Consider the following 19,872-nt stretch of genomic DNA (forward strand, 5'->3'; position numbering starts at 1 on the left):
TTTTATTTTTTTGATCCAAACGAAAAAATTATCAATTACTAGAAATTAAGAAAACCACCAGATAGATAAAATCTGGTGGTTTGTAATCAACCTCAGGTACACAATGTGTACCTAGTCTTTCGCCAAAATAACCAAAAGATTTCCACTCCTTAAACGAATACACCCTTGCTGCTCCTTCAGCTGATTGCTAATCCCTAGTGAAGAGCCCATTTTAAGGGTAGCATTGTTCAAAGGATATTCGAATCCCGATAGGGTTATTCCCTCAACAGTTGCGCTCAATGGTATCAAGGAGACGAATCTTCCAGGTTCTCCTTCCACCAGAGCAGAATCATTTATTACAAATATCTCATTATGTTCATCTACTATTCTTGCCTGGATTCCTTGTTCAAGCAAGGGCAACAACATGGTAATATTCGCCAGCGTATGATCCATTCTACTCCCTATACAGCCTAACATAAGAATTTCTGTGCATCCCTTTTCCAGGGCATATTGAATTGCCAAATCGGAATCTGTATAATCCTTACGAGCAGGAAACTTATAGAATTCAATATCTCTTTCACGGAAGTACACCATCTCATCATCGCCCATGGAATCTAAATCTCCAACGATCGCATTCGGATATATTCCCATAGCCCGTAAATGTCGTGCGCCTCCATCGGCGCAAACTACATAATCGCAGTCATCAATGATTTTCCTATGAATGGCGTAATTGGTAATGTCCCCATTCGAAACTATTGCACACCTCATATTCTGCCTCCGCTAAAAGCTATCTAATCTATTTCTAAACAGCTTTACCGTATCTTCGATAGATTCAGTATTAAAAATTGCTGAACCAGCAACCAGTATGTTAGCACCAGCCCCTGCTACCTCGGCAGCATTCTCTAATTTGATACCCCCATCCACTTGGATATCCATCACTAGATTTCGATCCACTAACATTTTCTTCAAAGATCGTATTTTATCTAATGCGGAGGGTATAAAGTGTTGGCCACCAAAACCTGGATTCACTGACATGATTAATACCATATCCAGTTCTTCAAGTATATACTCTATTGAAGTCAAAGATGTCCCAGGATTTAGCGCTACAGCTGCCTTCACCCCATGGGATTTTATGTTTTGAATTGTTCTATGTATATGGTGACATGCTTCTGCATGTACCGTAATAATATCGGCCCCAGCCTTTACAAAGTTAGGGATATAGCGATCAGGATTTTCGATCATAAGATGTACATCAAAGGGTAAAGTTGTTCTTCCTTTTATACTTTCCAACACCAATGGGCCAATAGTAATATTGGGAACAAAATGCCCATCCATCACATCGATATGTAATAAATCTACACCCGCTTCTTCCACTTTTTTAATATCCTCCAACAACCCCGCAAAATTTGCTGATAATATTGAAGGTGCCAGTTTAATCATATCTAATACCTCCTTGTCTGTAGAATCTCTTCTAACAACTGCATATAGCTTTCATATCTAGACTGACAAATTTGGTTTTCTTCTACAGCTTTTTTGATGGCACAGTCAGGCTCGCTTAAGTGTCTGCAAGCATTAAATTTACACATACCAACAAATTCATTGAATTCCTTAAAAAAATACTGCAATTCATCCTCACCTATAAAATCAAGACTCAGAGAGCTAAAACCTGGAGTATCTAACACCCAGCCTCCAAAATCCAATTGTAATAACTCGACATGCCTTGTTGTATGCTTGCCTCTCTCAATTTTAGAACTCACTTCACCTGTTTGGAGCCTTAAGTTAGGTTGAATCGCATTCAATAGTGAAGATTTTCCAACACCAGAAGGTCCTGCGAAAACCGTAATTTTGTCCATTAACTTTTGTGATAAGTCTTTTAAGCCAATGCCTTGCTTCGTACTTGTTCCTATAACGCTATAACCAATCTTTTCATAAATACCCATTAAATCTGATAATTCTTGGTCTTGTAACAAATCAATCTTATTGAAACAGATGGTTATATCTATTTCCTGAGTTTCTGCAAGAATTAAGAATCTATTCAACAGTGAAATGCTTGGTTCTGGCTTCTGAATCGCAAAAACAATCACAGCATTGTTTATATTGGCAACAGGAGGACGAATTAATTCCGTCTCCCGTTGTTCAATTTCTTCAATAACACCTTGTCCTGAGGATTCTTGAATGGTAATCTTTACGCGATCTCCTACGAGAGGTATAACCTTTTCTTTACGAAATTTTCCTCTCGCCCTACATTCAAAAATCCGATCACCTGTATCTACATAATAAAAGCCACCAATACCTTTCACGATGATTCCATTATTCATACAAAGACCCCGTTTCAAAATCTATGTTCCTTTCAGCAACCTTTTCATCATCAAAATATACATCAATCGTAGCTTTTCCTCTACCTTCAATAATAATTTTTTCGCTCTCTTTTGATTTGTAATGGGTTGCTTTATAGATCTCTGTAGAAATGCCATTCTGCCTTTTTACAATTCTAAGTGTGAATTGCTCTTGTTTTGCTCGATTATAATTAATCCCCAGAGAAACTGTTTTCATTTGAAGTTCATTTTCTTCTGGTGGTTGAGTCATTCCTTCAGTACCTTTACTCACAACAAGATCGATTACTTTGTTCTCATCCGTCTCCGTTCCCGCTAATATGCTTTGTTGTATTACAACATCCTTCTCAATCTTTTCATCAAATTTATACTCAATCTTACCAACGATCAGATTTGAGGTCTCGATAATCCTTCTCGCATTATCGATCTTCTCTCCAACCAAGTTCGGCATTAAAACAAGCTTTGTTTCGGGACCTTGGCTCACCAATACATTTACAGCTGAACCTTCTGGTGCGTTCTTGCCGGCTTCAGGACTTTGGCTAATGATAATTCCGATTGGCAAGGTATTATACTCATATTTCACTGTCCCCTCTTTAAGTTTTGCATTTTCTAAAATAAAACCGATTTCTTCTATATTTTTATTTAAAAGATTCGGCACTTCTGTTAATTTTGCGCCTTTGCTGACAATAAGCCGAATAGGATAACCTGTCTTTACACTCTCGCCCGCCTTAGGATCTTGAAACATAACTTGCCCTTCATCATATTCAGAACTGTACTGTTCCTGCTCTTGTTCAACCTTCAAACCTAGATTTTCAAGATTTTGTTTCGCTTCTTCATAGGATTTTCCAATCACATTGGGAACTTCTTTTTCTTGGGATACGAATATATCCTTGAAATAGAAAATACTTCCAATGAATATCAATGCCAATACAAAAGCAGTAGCTACTGCTCCCCATACAATAAGTCTGTTGTTACTCTTTTTCTCAGACTTTGGACTGAAATGAATAGGCTTGCTCTTTGGTACATCGTTATCCTTGATAACTGGTATCACCTGGGTGGGACTGTCATCATCATCATCGAATTTAACAAAATCGCCCATAGGTTGCTTTAAAGCTTGATTTAGATCCTCCAGAATTTCTTTTGTACTGCCATAACGTTTTGCTTGATCCTTTTGTATAGATTTCATAATAATATCCTCTAGGGCTTTAGGGATATTTTCATTAATCATAGTAGGTGGCATTACGTCCTCATGAATATGCTTTAGGGCTATGGATATTGGACTTTCCCCGTCGAATGGGAGTCGCCCTGTGGCCATTTCATACATCACAATACCTAAAGAATAAATATCAGATTTTTCATCTGTATAGCCACCGCGAGCTTGCTCAGGAGAAAAATAATGTACAGATCCAATCACATTGCCTGTATTTGTTACCGTTGCGGAAGTAACAGCCCTAGCAATGCCAAAATCCGTAACCTTCACCCGTCCATCATCAGTCATCAATATATTATGGGGTTTTATATCTCTATGAACAATATGATTGCTATGGGCGTGATGCAACGCCAGAGAAATTTGTTTTCCAATGTTGATCGTTTCCTCCGGATTTAAAGGCCCATGTTCTTTAATAATTTGCTTTAACGTCTTTCCTTTCACATACTCCATCACAATGTAATAAATGTCGTGATCGTCCACCCCTACATCGTAAATATTGACTATGTTAGGGTGTGATAAGCTTGCAGCTGCCTGAGATTCTCGCTTAAACTTGGTGATAAATTCTTCATCACTAGTAAACTCTGGTCGAAGAATTTTTACTGCTACATATCTATTTAATAGCTGGCATTTAGCTTTATAAACCAATGCCATGCCCCCTCCACCAATCTTTTCAATAATTTCGTATCGATTACCCAATATTCTACCTATCATTCTCTCACCTCGATTCCTGCTTATTTATTATTTTTGATTCCAATTATAGTTATATTATCATATCCGCCTCTTTCATTGGCCAAAGCCACCAGATGCTCACAACCTGCCTGCATACTTTCGCTATTTATAAGGCATTCCTTAATCTCTAGTTGGTCTACTAAGTTTGATAGCCCATCAGAACATAGCACGATAACATCATCTAACAATAAATCAATGGTATATAAATCGATTAAAATAGTTTCTTCTGTGCCAAGAGCTCGAGTAATGATATTCCGTTGTGGGTGTACTTTTGCTTCTTTTTCAGTTATGGTTCCATTCCTTAGCAATTCTGCCACCAAAGAGTGATCCTGTGTTATTTGTGTAATTTCATGATTCCTTATGAGATAGGCCCGACTATCACCTATGTGACCAATAAACAGCTTTGACTGAATAAACGCCATAGTGAGGGTAGTTCCCATCCCTTGATATTTTTCTTCTTGCATCGATTTTTCAAATATCTTTTTATTTGCATCCATTATTGCTTCTTCAATGATTTTACAAATGGCTTCATCACGATTCCCTATGGTTTGGGGAATATGATCCTGCATAAAGCTTTTAACTGAATCAATTGCAATATCGCTAGCAACTTCTCCTGCTTTATGACCACCCATTCCATCAGCGACAATAAATAAGTTCATCGTATCTTCTGATACGAAGTATGAATCTTGATTAATATCTCGAATCAATCCTGTATGTGAAATCGCCCCAATATCCATTCAAACACCTCACAAGTTTACATGCATAGTAATATTATTTTTATATCCAAACCATATTATACCATAGTTCCGACCTAGGGAATAGTCATGGTCTTGTTCGTTTTTGCAATCTGCAAATAAAAAAACCGTCCATATCGTCAATATGGGGATACAATTGCAGATATTTCTCTTGTCCCCTTAATGATTCGGGAAGCAAAGGGTTCACATCCACCATAACAAAGCTTTGATTTCTAGAAAGAAACCTCTCAATTACTCCAATATTTTCCTCATTCGTAATTGTACATGTACTATAAACTAAATATCCATTTTCTATGACATATTTACTTGCATTTTCTAAAATTTCTAATTGCAAGTCCGTAATTTTCTTCAAGTCATCAGGCTTTTTGTTATATTTTATTTCGGGTTTTCTCCTGATAATTCCTAGCCCAGAGCAGGGAGCATCTACCAAAACTCTGTGGGCTTTATCGATCATCGTTTCATCTATCTCTTTGGCATTATAGCATTGTGTCTTAATAATTGTAATTCCTAGACGCTTTGCCGTATTGTCAATAAGCTTCAACTTATGTTCGTGAATGTCCCTAGCAATAATCGTCCCCCTATTTTCCATGAGTTGAGCTATATGAGTTGTTTTGCCTCCAGGAGCAGCACAAACATCCATGACAACCTCTTGAGGTTTAGGATCCAACACATGGGCCACTAGCATAGAACTCTCGTCTTGTATTTGAAAGTATCCTTTTTGAAATGCTTCTAGTTCTTCCAGACCATACATATTTTCAAACTTGATCGCTTCCTCCACATATTTGCCCTCAGTTACCTCGATATGATTCGTTCTTAAGTAATCCATCAATCTTTCTTTCTCGATTTTTAAAGTATTTACACGGGCTGTCAATGTAGGCTTTGCATTATTTCCCTGTAGAAGTTTTTCTGTAAACTCTGCTCCAAATTCTTTCATCCATTTTTCAACCAACCACTCTGGATGAGAATATGTAACAGACAGGAATGCAACTGGATTCTCATTGTAATTTGGAATTCTGATATTCTCTCTATTCCTTAAATAGTTTCTTAATAACCCGTTCACAAACCCAGAAGCTTTCATCTGCACTTTTTTTGTAAGTTTTACACTTTCATCGACTGCAGCTGAAGGTGGTATTTTATCTAGATAAATGATCTGATAAAGTCCTAATCGAAGAATGCTCATCACGGATGGATGAATTTTGTCAATTTTGGTTTTTGAAAGCTGCCCAATAATATAATCTAAATAAATTTTATTCTCAACAGTCCCATAAACCAGCTCTGTTATAAATCTTTGGTCACGACCATCTAATGCCTTACCTCTAAGATGCTTATTAAGTGCGATATTGGAATAGGCGTTGTTCCTATCAATATCCGTTAAAATATCTAAAGCAATTTTCCTAGCATTCATTCTTTCATAATCTCCCTTCCTTACATATAACGAATGCACCCAACAGGGTGCATTCCTAATCTCTTCTGTCTCTCAAAGGAACAAGTCTAATCAATGGGCACAGATACCACTATAGCAGTCACATAGGTTAATGCAGCAGCATTTTGAACCTTTCTTGCAGGAGTAATGTTCTTGGTAGTTATGAGCCAATGCAAGAATTACTAGTGAATATCCCATAGGACATATTTTTCAATTTCCCTCGCCAATAAAATATCTTATCATTTCTTCAGCTTTATCAATCTTGACTCTGGTATTAATACATGGTCCTTCTGGTCTATCATTCAATAACCCTATGACAGGAATCCCTTTTACATCTAAAATGCCGCTGCTTAAATCCCGCTCGCAGGCCACGGCAATAATAGCTTTCGGTTTCTGTTCCTTAATAATTTTTCTTGCAATGGTACCTCCTGTAGCTACAAAAATATTGACACCGTACTTTTCCTTAAGTGCAATTAAAGAATCTATATCACAGGCCCCACATCTCTTACAATTAGAAATCTCATTGGTGATTTTATGCTTGCAATCGGATTTCTGAAGACAGTGAGGCAATAGTATTAGAATCTCTTCAGACTTCACCTGAATTCTTTGGGATAAAATTAAGCGGTTATTTATTTCCGAAAAGATTTTCTGAATATTATCTTTATCCAATCCAAATAATTGGGTAATATACATCATTCTAGGGTACATAGCTCCCATCGAATACTGAACCAGTTTTCGACCAAATGAGTTCAATGGATGATCATTTAACAGCATTAAAACACATATCCCATTCATAAGAACAAAAAAACTGGCAAATGAGGCAGCTATCAGTATTATATTCAATACCAGTTTATATAATACTAAACTGCTGGTATGAGCCAAATAGAATGATAATATGGCAATACCTAAAAACAGTACATTTAATATGAACATAATCATTATAAATGATATGTTTTTCTGTTTGTAGTAATTCGTTAGCATTTTATTCACCTAATATTCTATTTTCATGAATCATATGTCCTCTGAGATATTCGTCTACGCCCATACGTTTGTTGTTTGGAAACTGGATCTCCTCAATACTTAGAAGGTGTTGTCCAGTGCATACAAGAATTCCTGATCCATCAACCTTTACAATTTTACCTGGTTGATCTTTACAGTCCTTTTCCACTATTTTTGCTTTCCATATCTTAAAAACTTCACCATCATAGGTAGTATAGGCCGTTGGCCATGGGTTCACACCTCGAATTAAGTTATAGATATCTTTTGCAGATTTTGACCAATTAATTCTACCTAATGCTTTGTCCATTAAAGGGGCATAGGAACTTTTTTCATTACACTGTTTCTCTCTAGGTGCTCTACCTATAGCAACAAGTTCCAAAGTCTCCCCTAAAAGGATGGCACCCTCCCGGGCCATTTCATCATGAAGCTCTCCTGCATTCTTATTATAGATGCAAATTTCTTTTTTTATAATCATATCTCCTGTATCTAATCCCTCATCCATATACATGGTAGTTACACCTGTCATGGATTCACCATTGATGATAGCCCAATTGATGGGAGCGGCCCCTCTATATTGAGGAAGCAGTGAGGCATGTACATTGATACAGCCATAAACTGGAATATCTAAAATCGCTTTGGGCAATATTTGTCCAAAGGCTACAACTACAATACAGTCAGGAGAAAGATCCTTTATAACCTCAATAAAATTAGGATCTTTTACCTTTTCAGGTTGATAAACTGGAAGATTGTATTGAAGTGCTTTTTCTTTCACCGGCGGTGGTGCCAGTTTTTTCCCTCTTCCCTTTGGACGATCAGGCTGGGTTATTACAGCCTGTACCAAGTGTTGACGACGTACAATTTCATCAAGGCAGGGAACAGCAAAATCTGGAGTCCCCATAAAAACAATTTTCATATAAACCTCCTATTTGATCACTTTATCCGTGAAAAGTATTCCGTCCAGGTGATCAATTTCATGACATAGTGCTCTTGCTAACAATTCTTCACCAATGATTTCTATAGTCTTTCCGTTGCGATCTAATCCTCTAACGATCACTCGCTTAGGTCTTTTCACTTCTCCTGTGACACCAGGAATACTTAAACAGCCTTCTACATCAACCTGCTCACCAGTTGTTTCAATAATCACTGGATTGATCAACTCGATGATACCATCTCCTACATCAATTACAATAATTCGCTTTAATACACCTACCTGTGGTGCTGCAAGACCAACACCGTCGGCTTCATACATCGTATCAATCATGTCATCTAACAACATAACAATTCTATGATCTATTTTCTCCACTTCTCTTGACTTTTTCCTTAAAGTTGGATCCTCATCTTTTAAAATATTTCTAATGGCCATTTTTTTCCTCCTTGTTAAAGCATATTAAACGGATTAATATCTATACTTATATTGACATTATTTACATTATTTTTTTTCAATATATCACTTCTTATAGTATTTATTATACCCCTTATAACCTTTTGGTCAATCGCTTTACTTTTAATAATTATCTGCCATCTATATTTTTGATTTATCCGTGCCAATGCTGCTGGACCAGGCCCAAAGATCACATCTTGCACTGATAAATCAATACCCTTCAATTCATATTTCAATTCCGTTGCATATTCATTTGCAATTTTTATGACATCTGCCTCTTCTTCTCCTGTTATCATAATATTCACCAATCTTGAAAATGGTGGATAGCTGAAAGATTCTCGCATAGCCATTTCTTGATGATAAAATGAAACAAAATCATGATTTTGTGAAGCTTGTATTGCGAAATGTTCCGGCTCATAGGTTTGTACGATAACTCTGCCTAATCGCTGGCCTCTGCCTGCCCTTCCTGCGACCTGGGTAATCAATTGAAATGTTCTTTCAGCAGCTCTGAACTCAGGTAAGTTTAAATTCATATCTGCAGCAATTACACCTACTAGGGTCACATTGGGAAAATCTAATCCCTTGGCAATCATTTGGGTACCAATAAGGATATCCACCTTGCCTTGTTTTATTTCCCGAATAATCTTTTCCATTGAACCCTTCCGGGACGTGGTATCCAAATCCAGTCTTGCAATTCTAGCATTAGGAAATAATTCCACCGTCATTTTCTCAATTTTTTCTGTTCCTGTTCCAAAATACTTTATATACTTACTGCCACATTTCGGACATGTTTCAGGCGGGTTTTGCTTGTAGCCGCAGTAATGACAGGATAAAAAGTGATTGTTTTTGTGATATGTTAAAGATATCTCACAGTGGGGACACTTGGCAACATAGCCACAGCTTCTACACGAAATAAAGGTGGAATATCCTCTCCTGTTTAAGAACAAAATTGTTTGCTCTCCCATCTCCAAATTTTTAAGAATCTCCCTATGTAAACTCTCACTGAATACACTTTTGTTTCCATTCAGTAGTTCTGCTCTCATGTCAATGATATGGATATCCGGCAGTTTATTTTGATTATATCTAGTTTCCATGACCAACCTTTTATACAATCCCTTTTCTGTCTTGTAATAGCTTTCAAGAGAAGGGGTAGCAGATCCTAGGATCAATACGGCATTATGCTGCTTACATCGAAATTCTGCCACTTCCACAGCATGGTACTTTGGGTTCTGTTCCGATTTATAGGTATGTTCATGTTCTTCATCCACAATGATGATCCCTAGATTATCAAAAGGGGCAAATACTGCTGATCTAGCACCAATAGCAATCTTCACTTCTCCCCTTTTGATTCTGTTCCATTCATCGTATCTTTCACCTAAAGAAAGCTTGCTATGCAACACAGCAATTTGGTTACCAAATCGACTTCTGAACCGTTCGATCATCTGAGGCGTCAGCGCAATTTCCGGAACAAGGACAATTGCCTCTTTCGATTGTTCGACAACCTTCCCAATAAGCTGCATATAAACTTCTGTTTTTCCACTGCCTGTAACACCATGAATTAAGAAAGGCTGATATTGAAGATTAATCATGAAAGGTATTACTTCTTGAATTATTTGATTCTGTTCATCGGTTAACTCAAAAATCTTATCCTTCAATATCTCTTCTTTTCCAAAGATATCTCTCTTCTTTTCGATAATCTCAATATCTATGAATCCTTTTTCCCTCAAAGAATCTATCAAGTTGGCGCTTACGCCCAAATTCTTTCTTAACTCTGACCACTGGGTAGCTCCGTTTTCCTGAAGATAATTTAATATTTGTCTCTGTTTTACCGCATTTTTCTTAAGCTTTCCCATTACTTCGAAAGTATTCAGGTTCTCTGAAATTCGAATGATCTTCTCTGTAAGCCCATTCACTTCCTTTTTAAAGTGATCTTCTAAAATGACCATATTCTTATTTTCTAGGCTTCTAATTGTGCTAGAAGGATCAAAGGAAAGCATCTGCTTTAGAGATGATTCAGTAATATGCTTGTAAGATCTCAGTACTTCTACCACTGCATTCTGTTTGTCAGAAAGTTTTGTATTCATCTGTTGCATACTATCATAATCATCGCGCAACCGTATTTTTCTATCTGATTTATAAGAAATACCTGTAGGTATCACACATTGCACCGCATCAATATAGGTACATAAATATTCCTCTCGCATCCATTTACATAATTCAATGAGCTTCTTAGAAATTAGATTTTCCTCATCTAATATTTTCTGGATGTATTTAATCTTAAAGGTGGGTGCAGCTAGATCTATATTGTCATCTACTACATATCCCTCAATAAGTCTGTTTCCTTTACCAAAAGGAACCATCACCCTTGTGCCAATAGATATTTGATCCGCCAAGCCATCCGGTACGCCATAGGTATAGGTTGTATTTGTGTGACTGCTCTTATTATTGATTACAATTTCTACATAGCTTGTCCGCTTCATGGATCATCTCCCCTAACTGCCAATTGCTTAATGTTATTATAGCAGAAATATGTTTTCATTACACCAAGAACAAAGTTGCCTATCGGCAATTTGTTTTCGCTAGGAAACCCTAGGTTTCCTTCGACGCCTGCAATGCAGACTGAGCACCTTCCTGAATACGGCAAAGGGGAATCCCCTCTGCACACCCCATATCTAGGAAATTGAAAAGCATAATTTCCTAGATATTGAAAAAGGAGTAGAACATCCTACTCCTTACTCCTTAATTTTTTAACTTTGCTAAGAATTGTATCTGCCAAGTCTGTTTTAGACATTAGGTCATAATGCTCCTGATTGCCTTCGCGATCAATGATGGTAACTATGTTGGTATCCGACTTAAAGCCAGCGCCCTCTTTCGTTAGATCATTGGCTACAATGAAATCTAAATTTTTCGTCTCAACTTTGCTTTTTGCATTGGTAATTAGGTCTTGTGTTTCAGCGGCAAAGCCTACTAGAATTTGTCCATCTTGTTTTCTTTGACCTAACTCCTTCAAGATATCTGGATTTCTTGTAAGCTCTATGACCCAATCACCATCACCCTTCTTGATCTTGTTCTCAGCGACAGCCTTGGGTCTGTAATCTGCCACTGCAGCAGATTTAATAAACACATCAGCCCATTTCAATTGATTCATTACAGCATCGTACATCTCATGAGTAGTGTTGATATCTATACGCTTTACGCCAGCAGGCGTTGAAAGATTTGTGGGGCCAGATATAAGAACTACTTCCGCCCCTCTATGAGCAGCCCTCTCCGCAATGGCATATCCCATTTTCCCAGAAGAATGGTTGGTGATATAGCGAACAGGATCTATTGATTCCCTCGTTGGTCCAGCGGTTATTACAAAATGCATCCCTTTCAAATCTTGAGGCATATCAAGGGTTTTTAGCACTTCCTCTACAATTCGTTCAGGATCAGCCAGTTTTCCCTGTCCATAATCTCCACAAGCCAATCGCCCTGAAGCTGGCTCAATAAAACGATATCCCCGCGCTTCTAATTTTCGGATATTATCCTGTACAATAGGATTCTCATACATATTAGTATTCATTGCAGGTGCGATGAGCACAGGTGCTTTTGTAGCCATGATTGTTGTTGTGAGCATGTCATCGGCGATACCATTGGCAATTTTACCTATCACATTTGCAGTTGCCGGTGCGATTAAAAATGCATCAGCCTTCTGCGCAAGAGAAATATGCTCTACGTCCCAGGTCTTTGGTTCATCGAACATATCTGTCACCACATAGTTCTGAGACAGAGATTGGAAGGTCATTGGCTGAACAAACTCCTGAGCTGATTTCGTCATAATAACATTTACATTGATACAAAGCTTCCGTAATCGGCTAACAATATCAGCTGCCTTGTATACAGCAATGCCACCTGTTACCCCTAGCACAACATTTTTATTCCTAAACATTTGACACCTCTTTATTTTTCTGATTCAAGTCTTTTGTACTGAATCTTATCATCAGCGATTTCATGAGTTGCAACAGTAACTGGCTTTGTAGACTGCACCTTTGTCAGTTTTTCACTACCGTCAATGATTTCCCTAGCTCTTTTCGCGGCTGCCACAACTAGTGTATACCGACTATCTACCTTTTCTAATAAATGATTGATTGATGGATGTAGCATTATATCTCCTCCTTAAATCTTGATATGATGGAATCAATATCTTCCGTTATTTTACATTGTTCTGCCTTGATAATGGCTTTCACCTTATCAACAGCCGTATCTACATCATCATTGATGACGCAATAATCATATTTTCTCACATAATTTATTTCTTCGAATGCACACTTAAATCGTTGCTCAATGGCAGCTTCAGTTTCTGTTCCCCTAGTAATAATTCTATGCCTAAGTTCTTTCATAGAAGGTGGTAAAATAAATATAAACACCCCCTGAGGATACTTTTCCTTAATTTGAAGAGCCCCTTGAATATCAATTTCTAACAAAACATTTTTTCCCTGCAAAGTTTTTTCTTGCACATATTTTTTAGGTGTCCCATAGTAATTTCCATAGACATTAGCATACTCTAAAAACTCATCCTTCGCAATAAGCGCTTCAAACTCATCCTTACTAAGGAAATAATAGTTTGCTCCTTCAACCTCGCCTACTCTAGGTCCTCTAGTGGTTGCAGACACTGAAAGCATCACATCGGGTTCTACCTTCAATAACTGTTTGCATATGGTGCCCTTTCCTGCCCCAGATGGCCCTGAAACAACAATCAGCAATCCTTTGTTCATCATAAGCTCTCCTTCTTGCTACTCATTCTTTAAACAGGTTTCTGAAGTTTCCTTCCCGGCCTCATCCTTTGCTGTCAATCGATGGGCAACGGTTTCTGGTTGCACAGCGGATAAAATAATATGATCACTATCGGTAATAATCACTGCACGGGTTCTTCTTCCATAGGTTGCATCAATTAACATGCCACGATCCCTTGCTTCTTGTATAATTCTCTTTATCGGTGCTGATTCAGGACTGACGATTGCCACCAAACGATTGGCAGACACTATATTTCCAAACCCTATGTTAATTAATTTAATGCTCATTTTCTACCTCCTATTCGATATTTTGAACCTGTTCTCTAATCTTTTCAAGCTCACTCTTTACCTCAACTACATAATTAACAATCTCCAGATCACTTGATTTTGAGCCGATTGTATTAATTTCCCTATTCATCTCTTGGATTAGAAAATCCAGCTTTCGCCCTATAGGTTGCTGTTCTTTGAGTGATTTTTTCAACTGTCCAATATGGCTATAGAGTCGAACAATTTCTTCTGCAATACTGCTTTTATCTGCGAATATAGCGACCTCTATACTCAAACGACTCTCATCGATTTGTATAGCATCCTCTAACATCTCATTAATTCGATCCCTTAGCTTATTTTTATATTCTTGAACGACCTCAGGATTCTTCTTTTCAATCGTTTTCATAATATTTCCTATATAATCACATCTGCCTACAATGTCCTCAGCCAATTTCTCACCCTCGGCAAGCCGCATCTTCATCAGCATCTCTACTGCTTTTAAAACTGCACTTTTTAGGCACTGCCAGATCTCATCCTCATCCTCTTCCTTTGACTCAATGATGAACACATCTGGAAATTTAGACAATACAGAAACGGATATATCATCTTTCACATCAAAGCCCTCTTTGATTTCTTGTAGACACTGATAGTATTGATTGACCAATGAACGATTTAAAGAAATCTTTGTATCTCCCTCACCCAGATTTTCTAAGGATATGTAGACCTCTACTCTCCCTCTTTTCACTTCATTTTTGATTAGATCCTTTATTTTCTCTTCCAAATAAGTTAGTCGCTTAGGCATTCGTACAACAATATCATTATATCGATGATTTACGGATTTGATCTCCACAGTGAATTGCCTTTCTGCATCCTGTGCTTCACCTCTTCCAAATCCGGTCATGCTCTTAATCATTTTGATTCATCCTTCCATTATATATTTAAATCAAGTGCCCTTTTCATTCATTTTGAAATCTTTTCCTAAAAATAGTATATCATAGCTTATAATTATATCATTTTTATTAACAAAAAATAAGATATATAAACTATTTTTGCAATTAATATTTTTATCAATACATTTCCTTATAACTTTACATTGAATTTATCGGATACTTTTAATTATTCACAAATAGTGTTATACTCTACAAATGAAAGTACAATAGTTTGGAGGAATTTTTATGCCACTAGATGGATTGGTCGTTTCAGCAATCGTTGATGAACTAAATAATAAAGTATGCCATGGCAAAATCGAGAAAGTATATCAACCTGAGGATGACGAGATAAATCTGCTTATTCGTTGTATGGGAAAAAATTACCGATTGGTTGCATCAGCAAGTAGCCACAATCCAAGGGTTCATATTACCACAATCAATAAACAAAACCCTTCTTCTCCCCCTATGTTCTGCATGCTTATGCGAAAGCATTTGCAAGGAGGTAAAATTACTGCCATTGAACAGAAAGATTTTGAAAGAATCATTACGATTGATATAGAAAACTATGATGAATTAGGTTCTTTGACGACGAAGCAATTAATTATAGAGATCATGGGAAAACATAGCAATATCATCTTGATTGACAAAGCTCAGAATAAAATTCTAGATAGCATTAAACGTATATCGGGAGATCTCAATCGCTATAGGGAGATTCTTCCAGGAAAAACATATATTCATCCTCCCGATCAAGGAAAAGCAAATCCTCTACAATTGAATAAGGAAGACTTTATTGGCTTATTTCAGCATCTTACCCAGGGCAGTATCCTATACAAAGCGCTGTATACGTCATTTCAGGGTATAAGTCCCATCACGGCTATGGAAATCTGTAAGAGGGCTGAAGTTGATGAAGATACCGCTTTGGTCAATATTTCATCGAATACCTATGAAGCCCTTTGGCATGCATTTGATCATATTATGCAAAGCATGAAGCATAAAAACTACGTCCCAAATCTGATTCGGGACAAAGCTGAGCATCATGTGGTAGATTTTTCTTCAATTTTATTAAAACACTATGAATATCTATATAATACGATAACTTTTGACTCTATCAGTCGTGTTCTGGAAGATTATTATTTTCATAGAGACTTACAGGAACGACTAAAGCAGAAATCTGTAGATTTACGGAAATTTATACAGCACTCCCTAGAGAAGCTATACAAGAAGCTTCAAAAATTAAGTGAAGATTTGAGGGATGCTGAGAGGTCAGAAGATTATCGGATTTATGGTGAACTTTTGACTGCAAATCTTCACTTAATCAGAAAAGGTGCCACAGAAGTAGAGGTAGTCAACTATTATGATGAAGAAGGGAATACGGTTCTCATCCCTTTGGATGTCCATCTTTCTCCATCTCAAAATGCTCAGCGCTATTTTAAACGATATGGAAAGTCTAAAACTGCTATAAAGGAAATTCATCGTCAAGTGAAAGAGGCTCAAAATGAAATAAAATATTTCGAAAACATTTTGGTATTTATAGAAAATGCTACAGAAATTCAAGATCTAGATGATGTGAGAAGTGAACTTATTGATGAAGGCTATTTAAAAAAACGCAAAGAAAAAACAGAGAAAAATAAAGGGCGTACCAAACCTTTATCCTTTACTTCTTCTGATGGCTTTGAAATCCTTGTAGGCAAAAACAACAAACAGAATGACGAGTTGACATTGAAGATGGCTTCTAAGAAAGATCTATGGCTTCATACCAAAGACATACCAGGCTCCCATGTGATTGTAATAAGTAAAAATCTTGACGTTCCTGATAAAACAATTCTTGAGGCAGCTACGCTAGCAGCGTTTCACAGCAAGGGCAAGCTTTCTGAAAACGTGCCTGTCGACTATACGGAGGTTAGAAATGTTAGAAAACCTAATGGCGCTAAGCCTGGAATGGTTATCTATGAAAGTCATCGAACGATCTATGTAACACCTACAAATGATAAAATTGATCAAATAATAAATAATAAGACCGAGTCCAACTAGACTCGGTCTTGTTTCTTTATTTTCAATAAATATGGCTTTGATCAGCAGATACAATAAGTAGATTTTTACTTTTGGGCTGGCAATAATTTATTGGATACAATACCAACGATGGCTGCCAGGCTGAGACCTGTTAATTTAATGTTTTCAGTGATGGTAATTCCTACAGGAACATCTGTAACTACTGACGTTCCGATACCCAGTACCAATATCAATGATGCTATAATCAGGTTTCGATTATCTGTGAAGTCAATCTTTCCTTCCGACACTGTTCTCATCCCAATACTTGCAATCATACCGAATAGGACTAAACTGATTCCACCCATTACTGAGGTAGGTATCGTTTGAATCATCGCCCCAAACTTTCCTATAAAACTCAATCCAATGGCTATGCAAGCTGCAATTCTCAATATGGATGGATCATATACTTTTGTTACTGCCAGCACGCCTGTATTCTCGCCATAGGTCGTGTTTGCAGGTCCACCTATCATTCCGGCTAACAACGTAGCAAGACCATCTCCCAGTAATGTTCTGTGTAAGCCTGGATCCTTGAAAAAGTCTTTTTCAACAACAGCACCGTTCGTAGTAATATCCCCAACATGCTCCATAAACACTACCGCTACAATTGGCGCGATGACTGCAATTGCTCCTAGGCTAAACTTCGGCAGCGTAATTTGTGGCATTTGAATAAGTGATGCTTGTTGTATAGCACTCATATCTACCAATCCTAAAAAGCTTGCTACGACATACCCTACAACCACACCAGAGAGTATTGGAAGTAACTTGAAGAATCCTTTAGCAAAGATGGAAACGGCCATTACTGTCAATACTACGATTACTGCCACTCCCCAATGGCTTGCCGCCATTCGGATAGCTACTGGACTTAAGTTTAAACCGATTACGATAATCATAGGTCCTGTCACCACTGGAGGCAAAAAGCTCTTAATCTTTTCAGCACCAAATATTTTTACGATAGCTGAGAGTAAAACATACAACAAACCTGCAACGACGATGCCGCCCTGGGCATATTCGAGGCCCCCATAGGCCTTATCTACTAGTTGAATAACAGGAATAAATGCAAAACTTGAGCCTAAGAATACTGGCACTTTCCCTTTTGTTACAAAGTGGAAAATTAGAGTGCCACAGCCTGCTGCTAGAAGTGCTACAGCTGGATTTAAACCAGTCAAAAGTGGAACCAGTACTGTAGCGCCAAACATGGCCAGTACATGTTGAATACCTAAAATCAATTTCTTTTCAAGACGTACACCTTCAAATTCATTGCTCTTTGAGTTAATCTTTACTGCTGTTTCTGCCATAAAAATACCTCCTTGAATTTAGATTTAAGGAGGGAGATATACTTCCATTATCTCCCTTATCAGCCTCGCAGGACCGATTTAAAAGGTTAAAGGGTTTGAAGATTCACTTTTTACCTTTCATTTATGGTAACATCATTGATGTTATCAATCTCTTCAAAATGTACACAAACTACTTCTTCCTTTGATGTAGGTACATTCTTCCCTACAAAATCAGCTCGAATCGGCAGTTCTCTGTGTCCCCTATCGATCAGTACTGCCAACTGTATGGATCTAGGTCTTCCAATGTCCATGATTGCATCCATAGCAGCCCGTACCGTACGCCCAGTAAATAGCACATCGTCTACGAGAACAACTACCTTATTATTTATATTTACCTGAATATCCGTACTATTGATTACAGGGTTTTCATCTATTTTACTTAAATCGTCTCTGTATAGCGTTATATCTACTATACCCGTATCTACCTTCGCTTTTTCAATTGCTTCGATCTTATCGCTTAATCTCTTGGCGAAAGGAACACCTCTCGTTTTGATTCCTACCAGAACAACATCTTCAATTCCTTTATTTTTTTCGATAATTTCATGGGCAATTCGTGTTGACGCCCTTTGTATTGCCTGCTCATCCATAATTTGAGCTTTAAATTTCATATAACCACCTCTGCGCATGAATTTCTAAACATAAAAAAACTTCTTACCTAAAGGCAAGAAGTTATCTACATGAACAAAATGCATGCTTACAATTTCATTGTAGAGTCCTTATTGCCTCACAGGGCAAATTTAAAGGTGTTTATTTCTATACTAGATTAGCATAGTTTTTCACCTTTGTCTACATAGATTTTCAATTATTTTAATAATTTTTCTAAAACGCTCTGGAATTTCAGCATGAAACTCCATGTATTCACCCTTCACCGGATGAATGAATCCTATGGTTTGGGCATGTAACGCCTGCCCCTCCGTGTGAAACTTTTCCTTCTTTTGGCTATAGATAGGATCTCCCACGAGAGGGTGATGTATATATGCCATATGTACACGAATTTGATGGGTTCTACCTGTTTCTAGCTTCGCTTCTATTAAAGAATATTCCCCATATCTCTCTAAAACACGAAAGTGGGTAACAGCATTTTTTCCATTTCTATCTACCACAGCCATTTTCATTCGATCTACAGGATGTCTCCCAATAGGTGCATTAATCGTTCCACGCTCTTCTTTAATATTACCATGTACTAAAGCAACGTATACCCTATTGATGGAGTGCTCCTTTAACTGTTCAGCTAGACTTCGATGGGCCCTATCATTCTTAGCTACCATAAGGAGGCCGCTGGTATCCTTATCAATTCGATGAACGATGCCAGGTCGGATTACACCATTGATAGATGATAGATTCTTGCATTGGTAAAGCAATGCATTTACTAATGTTCCATGGTAATTCCCTGGCGCTGGATGCACAACCATACCCTGAGGTTTGTTTACGATGACTACATCCTCATCTTCATAGACGATATCAATAGGGATATCTTCTGGTTCAACCTTAAGCAACTCGGGCTCAGGAATTTCTACTTCTATTTCATCATTTTCTAGAACCTTATATTTCTTAACGGTTTCTTTACTGCCATTAATCTGAATATTGCCTTGCTCTATAAGTTTTTGAATAAAACTTCGAGACAGATGCTCTAGTTGATTGGCAATGTATACATCCAGACGTTGTCCCTCGTCTATATCATCAACAATAAATTTTTGTATTTCCAAAAGTTC

The 19,872-nt window shown here is 37.5% G+C and carries 19 protein-coding genes; 1 reads left to right on the forward strand and 18 read right to left on the reverse strand.

The window, feature by feature from the left end; genetic code table 11:
- Window positions 1-111: 111 nt before the first annotated feature.
- The 15 genes from HNQ80_RS14880 to HNQ80_RS14950 form a co-directional block, all read right to left on the reverse strand.
- The gene (locus tag HNQ80_RS14880; protein WP_184311468.1) at window positions 112-747 is read right to left on the reverse strand and encodes a thiamine diphosphokinase; all 636 of its coding nucleotides are present in this window, start codon (window positions 745-747) and stop codon (window positions 112-114) included.
- 12 nt (window positions 748-759) lie between these two features.
- Complete coding sequence (gene rpe / locus HNQ80_RS14885) at window positions 760-1,419, reverse strand: ribulose-phosphate 3-epimerase (RefSeq protein ID WP_184311469.1); 660 nt, start codon at window positions 1,417-1,419, stop codon at window positions 760-762.
- A gap of 2 nt (window positions 1,420-1,421) precedes the next feature.
- Window positions 1,422-2,297 carry a ribosome small subunit-dependent GTPase A gene (gene rsgA, locus HNQ80_RS14890; RefSeq protein ID WP_184311470.1) on the reverse strand — a complete coding sequence of 292 codons (876 nt, stop codon included), beginning with the start codon at window positions 2,295-2,297 and terminating at the stop codon, window positions 1,422-1,424.
- Window positions 2,290-4,233, reverse strand: a complete 1,944-nt coding sequence (gene pknB / locus HNQ80_RS14895; protein ID WP_184311471.1) for a Stk1 family PASTA domain-containing Ser/Thr kinase — start codon at window positions 4,231-4,233, stop codon at window positions 2,290-2,292. The genes rsgA and pknB overlap by 8 nt, the downstream gene beginning before the upstream one ends.
- Before the next feature lie 20 nt (window positions 4,234-4,253).
- A complete protein-coding gene (locus HNQ80_RS14900; RefSeq protein WP_184311472.1) occupies window positions 4,254-4,988 on the reverse strand; it encodes a Stp1/IreP family PP2C-type Ser/Thr phosphatase in 735 nt (244 codons plus the stop codon).
- Window positions 4,989-5,073: 85 nt separating this feature from the next.
- Window positions 5,074-6,411 carry a 16S rRNA (cytosine(967)-C(5))-methyltransferase RsmB gene (rsmB, locus tag HNQ80_RS14905; protein ID WP_184311473.1) on the reverse strand — a complete coding sequence of 446 codons (1,338 nt, stop codon included), beginning with the start codon at window positions 6,409-6,411 and terminating at the stop codon, window positions 5,074-5,076.
- A gap of 228 nt (window positions 6,412-6,639) precedes the next feature.
- Window positions 6,640-7,362: a DUF116 domain-containing protein gene (locus tag HNQ80_RS14910; protein ID WP_207727031.1), complete on the reverse strand. Its 723-nt coding sequence runs from the start codon at window positions 7,360-7,362 to the stop codon at window positions 6,640-6,642.
- 49 nt (window positions 7,363-7,411) lie between these two features.
- Window positions 7,412-8,341, reverse strand: coding sequence for a methionyl-tRNA formyltransferase (gene fmt / locus HNQ80_RS14915; RefSeq protein ID WP_184311475.1), 930 nt, complete (start codon window positions 8,339-8,341; stop codon window positions 7,412-7,414).
- A 9-nt stretch (window positions 8,342-8,350) separates the two neighbouring features.
- Entirely contained in the window at window positions 8,351-8,791 is a 441-nt protein-coding gene (def, locus tag HNQ80_RS14920; protein WP_184311476.1) for a peptide deformylase, read from the reverse strand.
- A gap of 14 nt (window positions 8,792-8,805) precedes the next feature.
- Window positions 8,806-11,289 carry a primosomal protein N' gene (priA, locus tag HNQ80_RS14925; protein WP_184311477.1) on the reverse strand — a complete coding sequence of 828 codons (2,484 nt, stop codon included), beginning with the start codon at window positions 11,287-11,289 and terminating at the stop codon, window positions 8,806-8,808.
- Between the two features lie 245 nt (window positions 11,290-11,534).
- Window positions 11,535-12,737, reverse strand: a complete 1,203-nt coding sequence (coaBC, locus tag HNQ80_RS14930; protein ID WP_184311478.1) for a bifunctional phosphopantothenoylcysteine decarboxylase/phosphopantothenate--cysteine ligase CoaBC — start codon at window positions 12,735-12,737, stop codon at window positions 11,535-11,537.
- An 11-nt stretch (window positions 12,738-12,748) separates the two neighbouring features.
- On the reverse strand, window positions 12,749-12,952 hold the full coding sequence (gene rpoZ, locus HNQ80_RS14935) for a DNA-directed RNA polymerase subunit omega (protein ID WP_184311479.1): 204 nt from the start codon (window positions 12,950-12,952) through the stop codon (window positions 12,749-12,751).
- Window positions 12,952-13,566, reverse strand: a complete 615-nt coding sequence (gene gmk, locus HNQ80_RS14940; RefSeq protein WP_184311480.1) for a guanylate kinase — start codon at window positions 13,564-13,566, stop codon at window positions 12,952-12,954. The genes rpoZ and gmk overlap by 1 nt, the downstream gene beginning before the upstream one ends.
- A gap of 15 nt (window positions 13,567-13,581) precedes the next feature.
- The gene (remA, locus tag HNQ80_RS14945; RefSeq protein ID WP_184311481.1) at window positions 13,582-13,869 is read right to left on the reverse strand and encodes an extracellular matrix/biofilm regulator RemA; all 288 of its coding nucleotides are present in this window, start codon (window positions 13,867-13,869) and stop codon (window positions 13,582-13,584) included.
- 10 nt (window positions 13,870-13,879) lie between these two features.
- Entirely contained in the window at window positions 13,880-14,761 is an 882-nt protein-coding gene (locus HNQ80_RS14950) for a YicC/YloC family endoribonuclease (protein ID WP_184311482.1), read from the reverse strand.
- A 262-nt stretch (window positions 14,762-15,023) separates the two neighbouring features.
- Between HNQ80_RS14950 and HNQ80_RS14955 the strand changes: the two genes are divergently transcribed.
- Window positions 15,024-16,808, forward strand: a complete 1,785-nt coding sequence (locus HNQ80_RS14955; RefSeq protein WP_184311483.1) for an Rqc2 family fibronectin-binding protein — start codon at window positions 15,024-15,026, stop codon at window positions 16,806-16,808.
- Window positions 16,809-16,873: 65 nt separating this feature from the next.
- Here HNQ80_RS14955 and HNQ80_RS14960 read toward each other — a convergent pair whose 3' ends face one another.
- The 3 genes from HNQ80_RS14960 to HNQ80_RS14970 form a co-directional block, all read right to left on the reverse strand.
- Window positions 16,874-18,121, reverse strand: coding sequence for a uracil-xanthine permease family protein (locus HNQ80_RS14960; RefSeq protein ID WP_184311484.1), 1,248 nt, complete (start codon window positions 18,119-18,121; stop codon window positions 16,874-16,876).
- A 110-nt stretch (window positions 18,122-18,231) separates the two neighbouring features.
- A complete protein-coding gene (gene pyrR / locus HNQ80_RS14965) occupies window positions 18,232-18,768 on the reverse strand; it encodes a bifunctional pyr operon transcriptional regulator/uracil phosphoribosyltransferase PyrR (RefSeq protein ID WP_184311485.1) in 537 nt (178 codons plus the stop codon).
- Between the two features lie 168 nt (window positions 18,769-18,936).
- The gene (locus HNQ80_RS14970) at window positions 18,937-19,866 is read right to left on the reverse strand and encodes an RluA family pseudouridine synthase (protein WP_184311486.1); all 930 of its coding nucleotides are present in this window, start codon (window positions 19,864-19,866) and stop codon (window positions 18,937-18,939) included.
- Window positions 19,867-19,872: the final 6 nt, after the last annotated feature.

This window comes from Anaerosolibacter carboniphilus (assembly GCF_014205875.1).
Classification (GTDB): domain Bacteria; phylum Bacillota; class Clostridia; order Peptostreptococcales; family Thermotaleaceae; genus Anaerosolibacter; species Anaerosolibacter carboniphilus.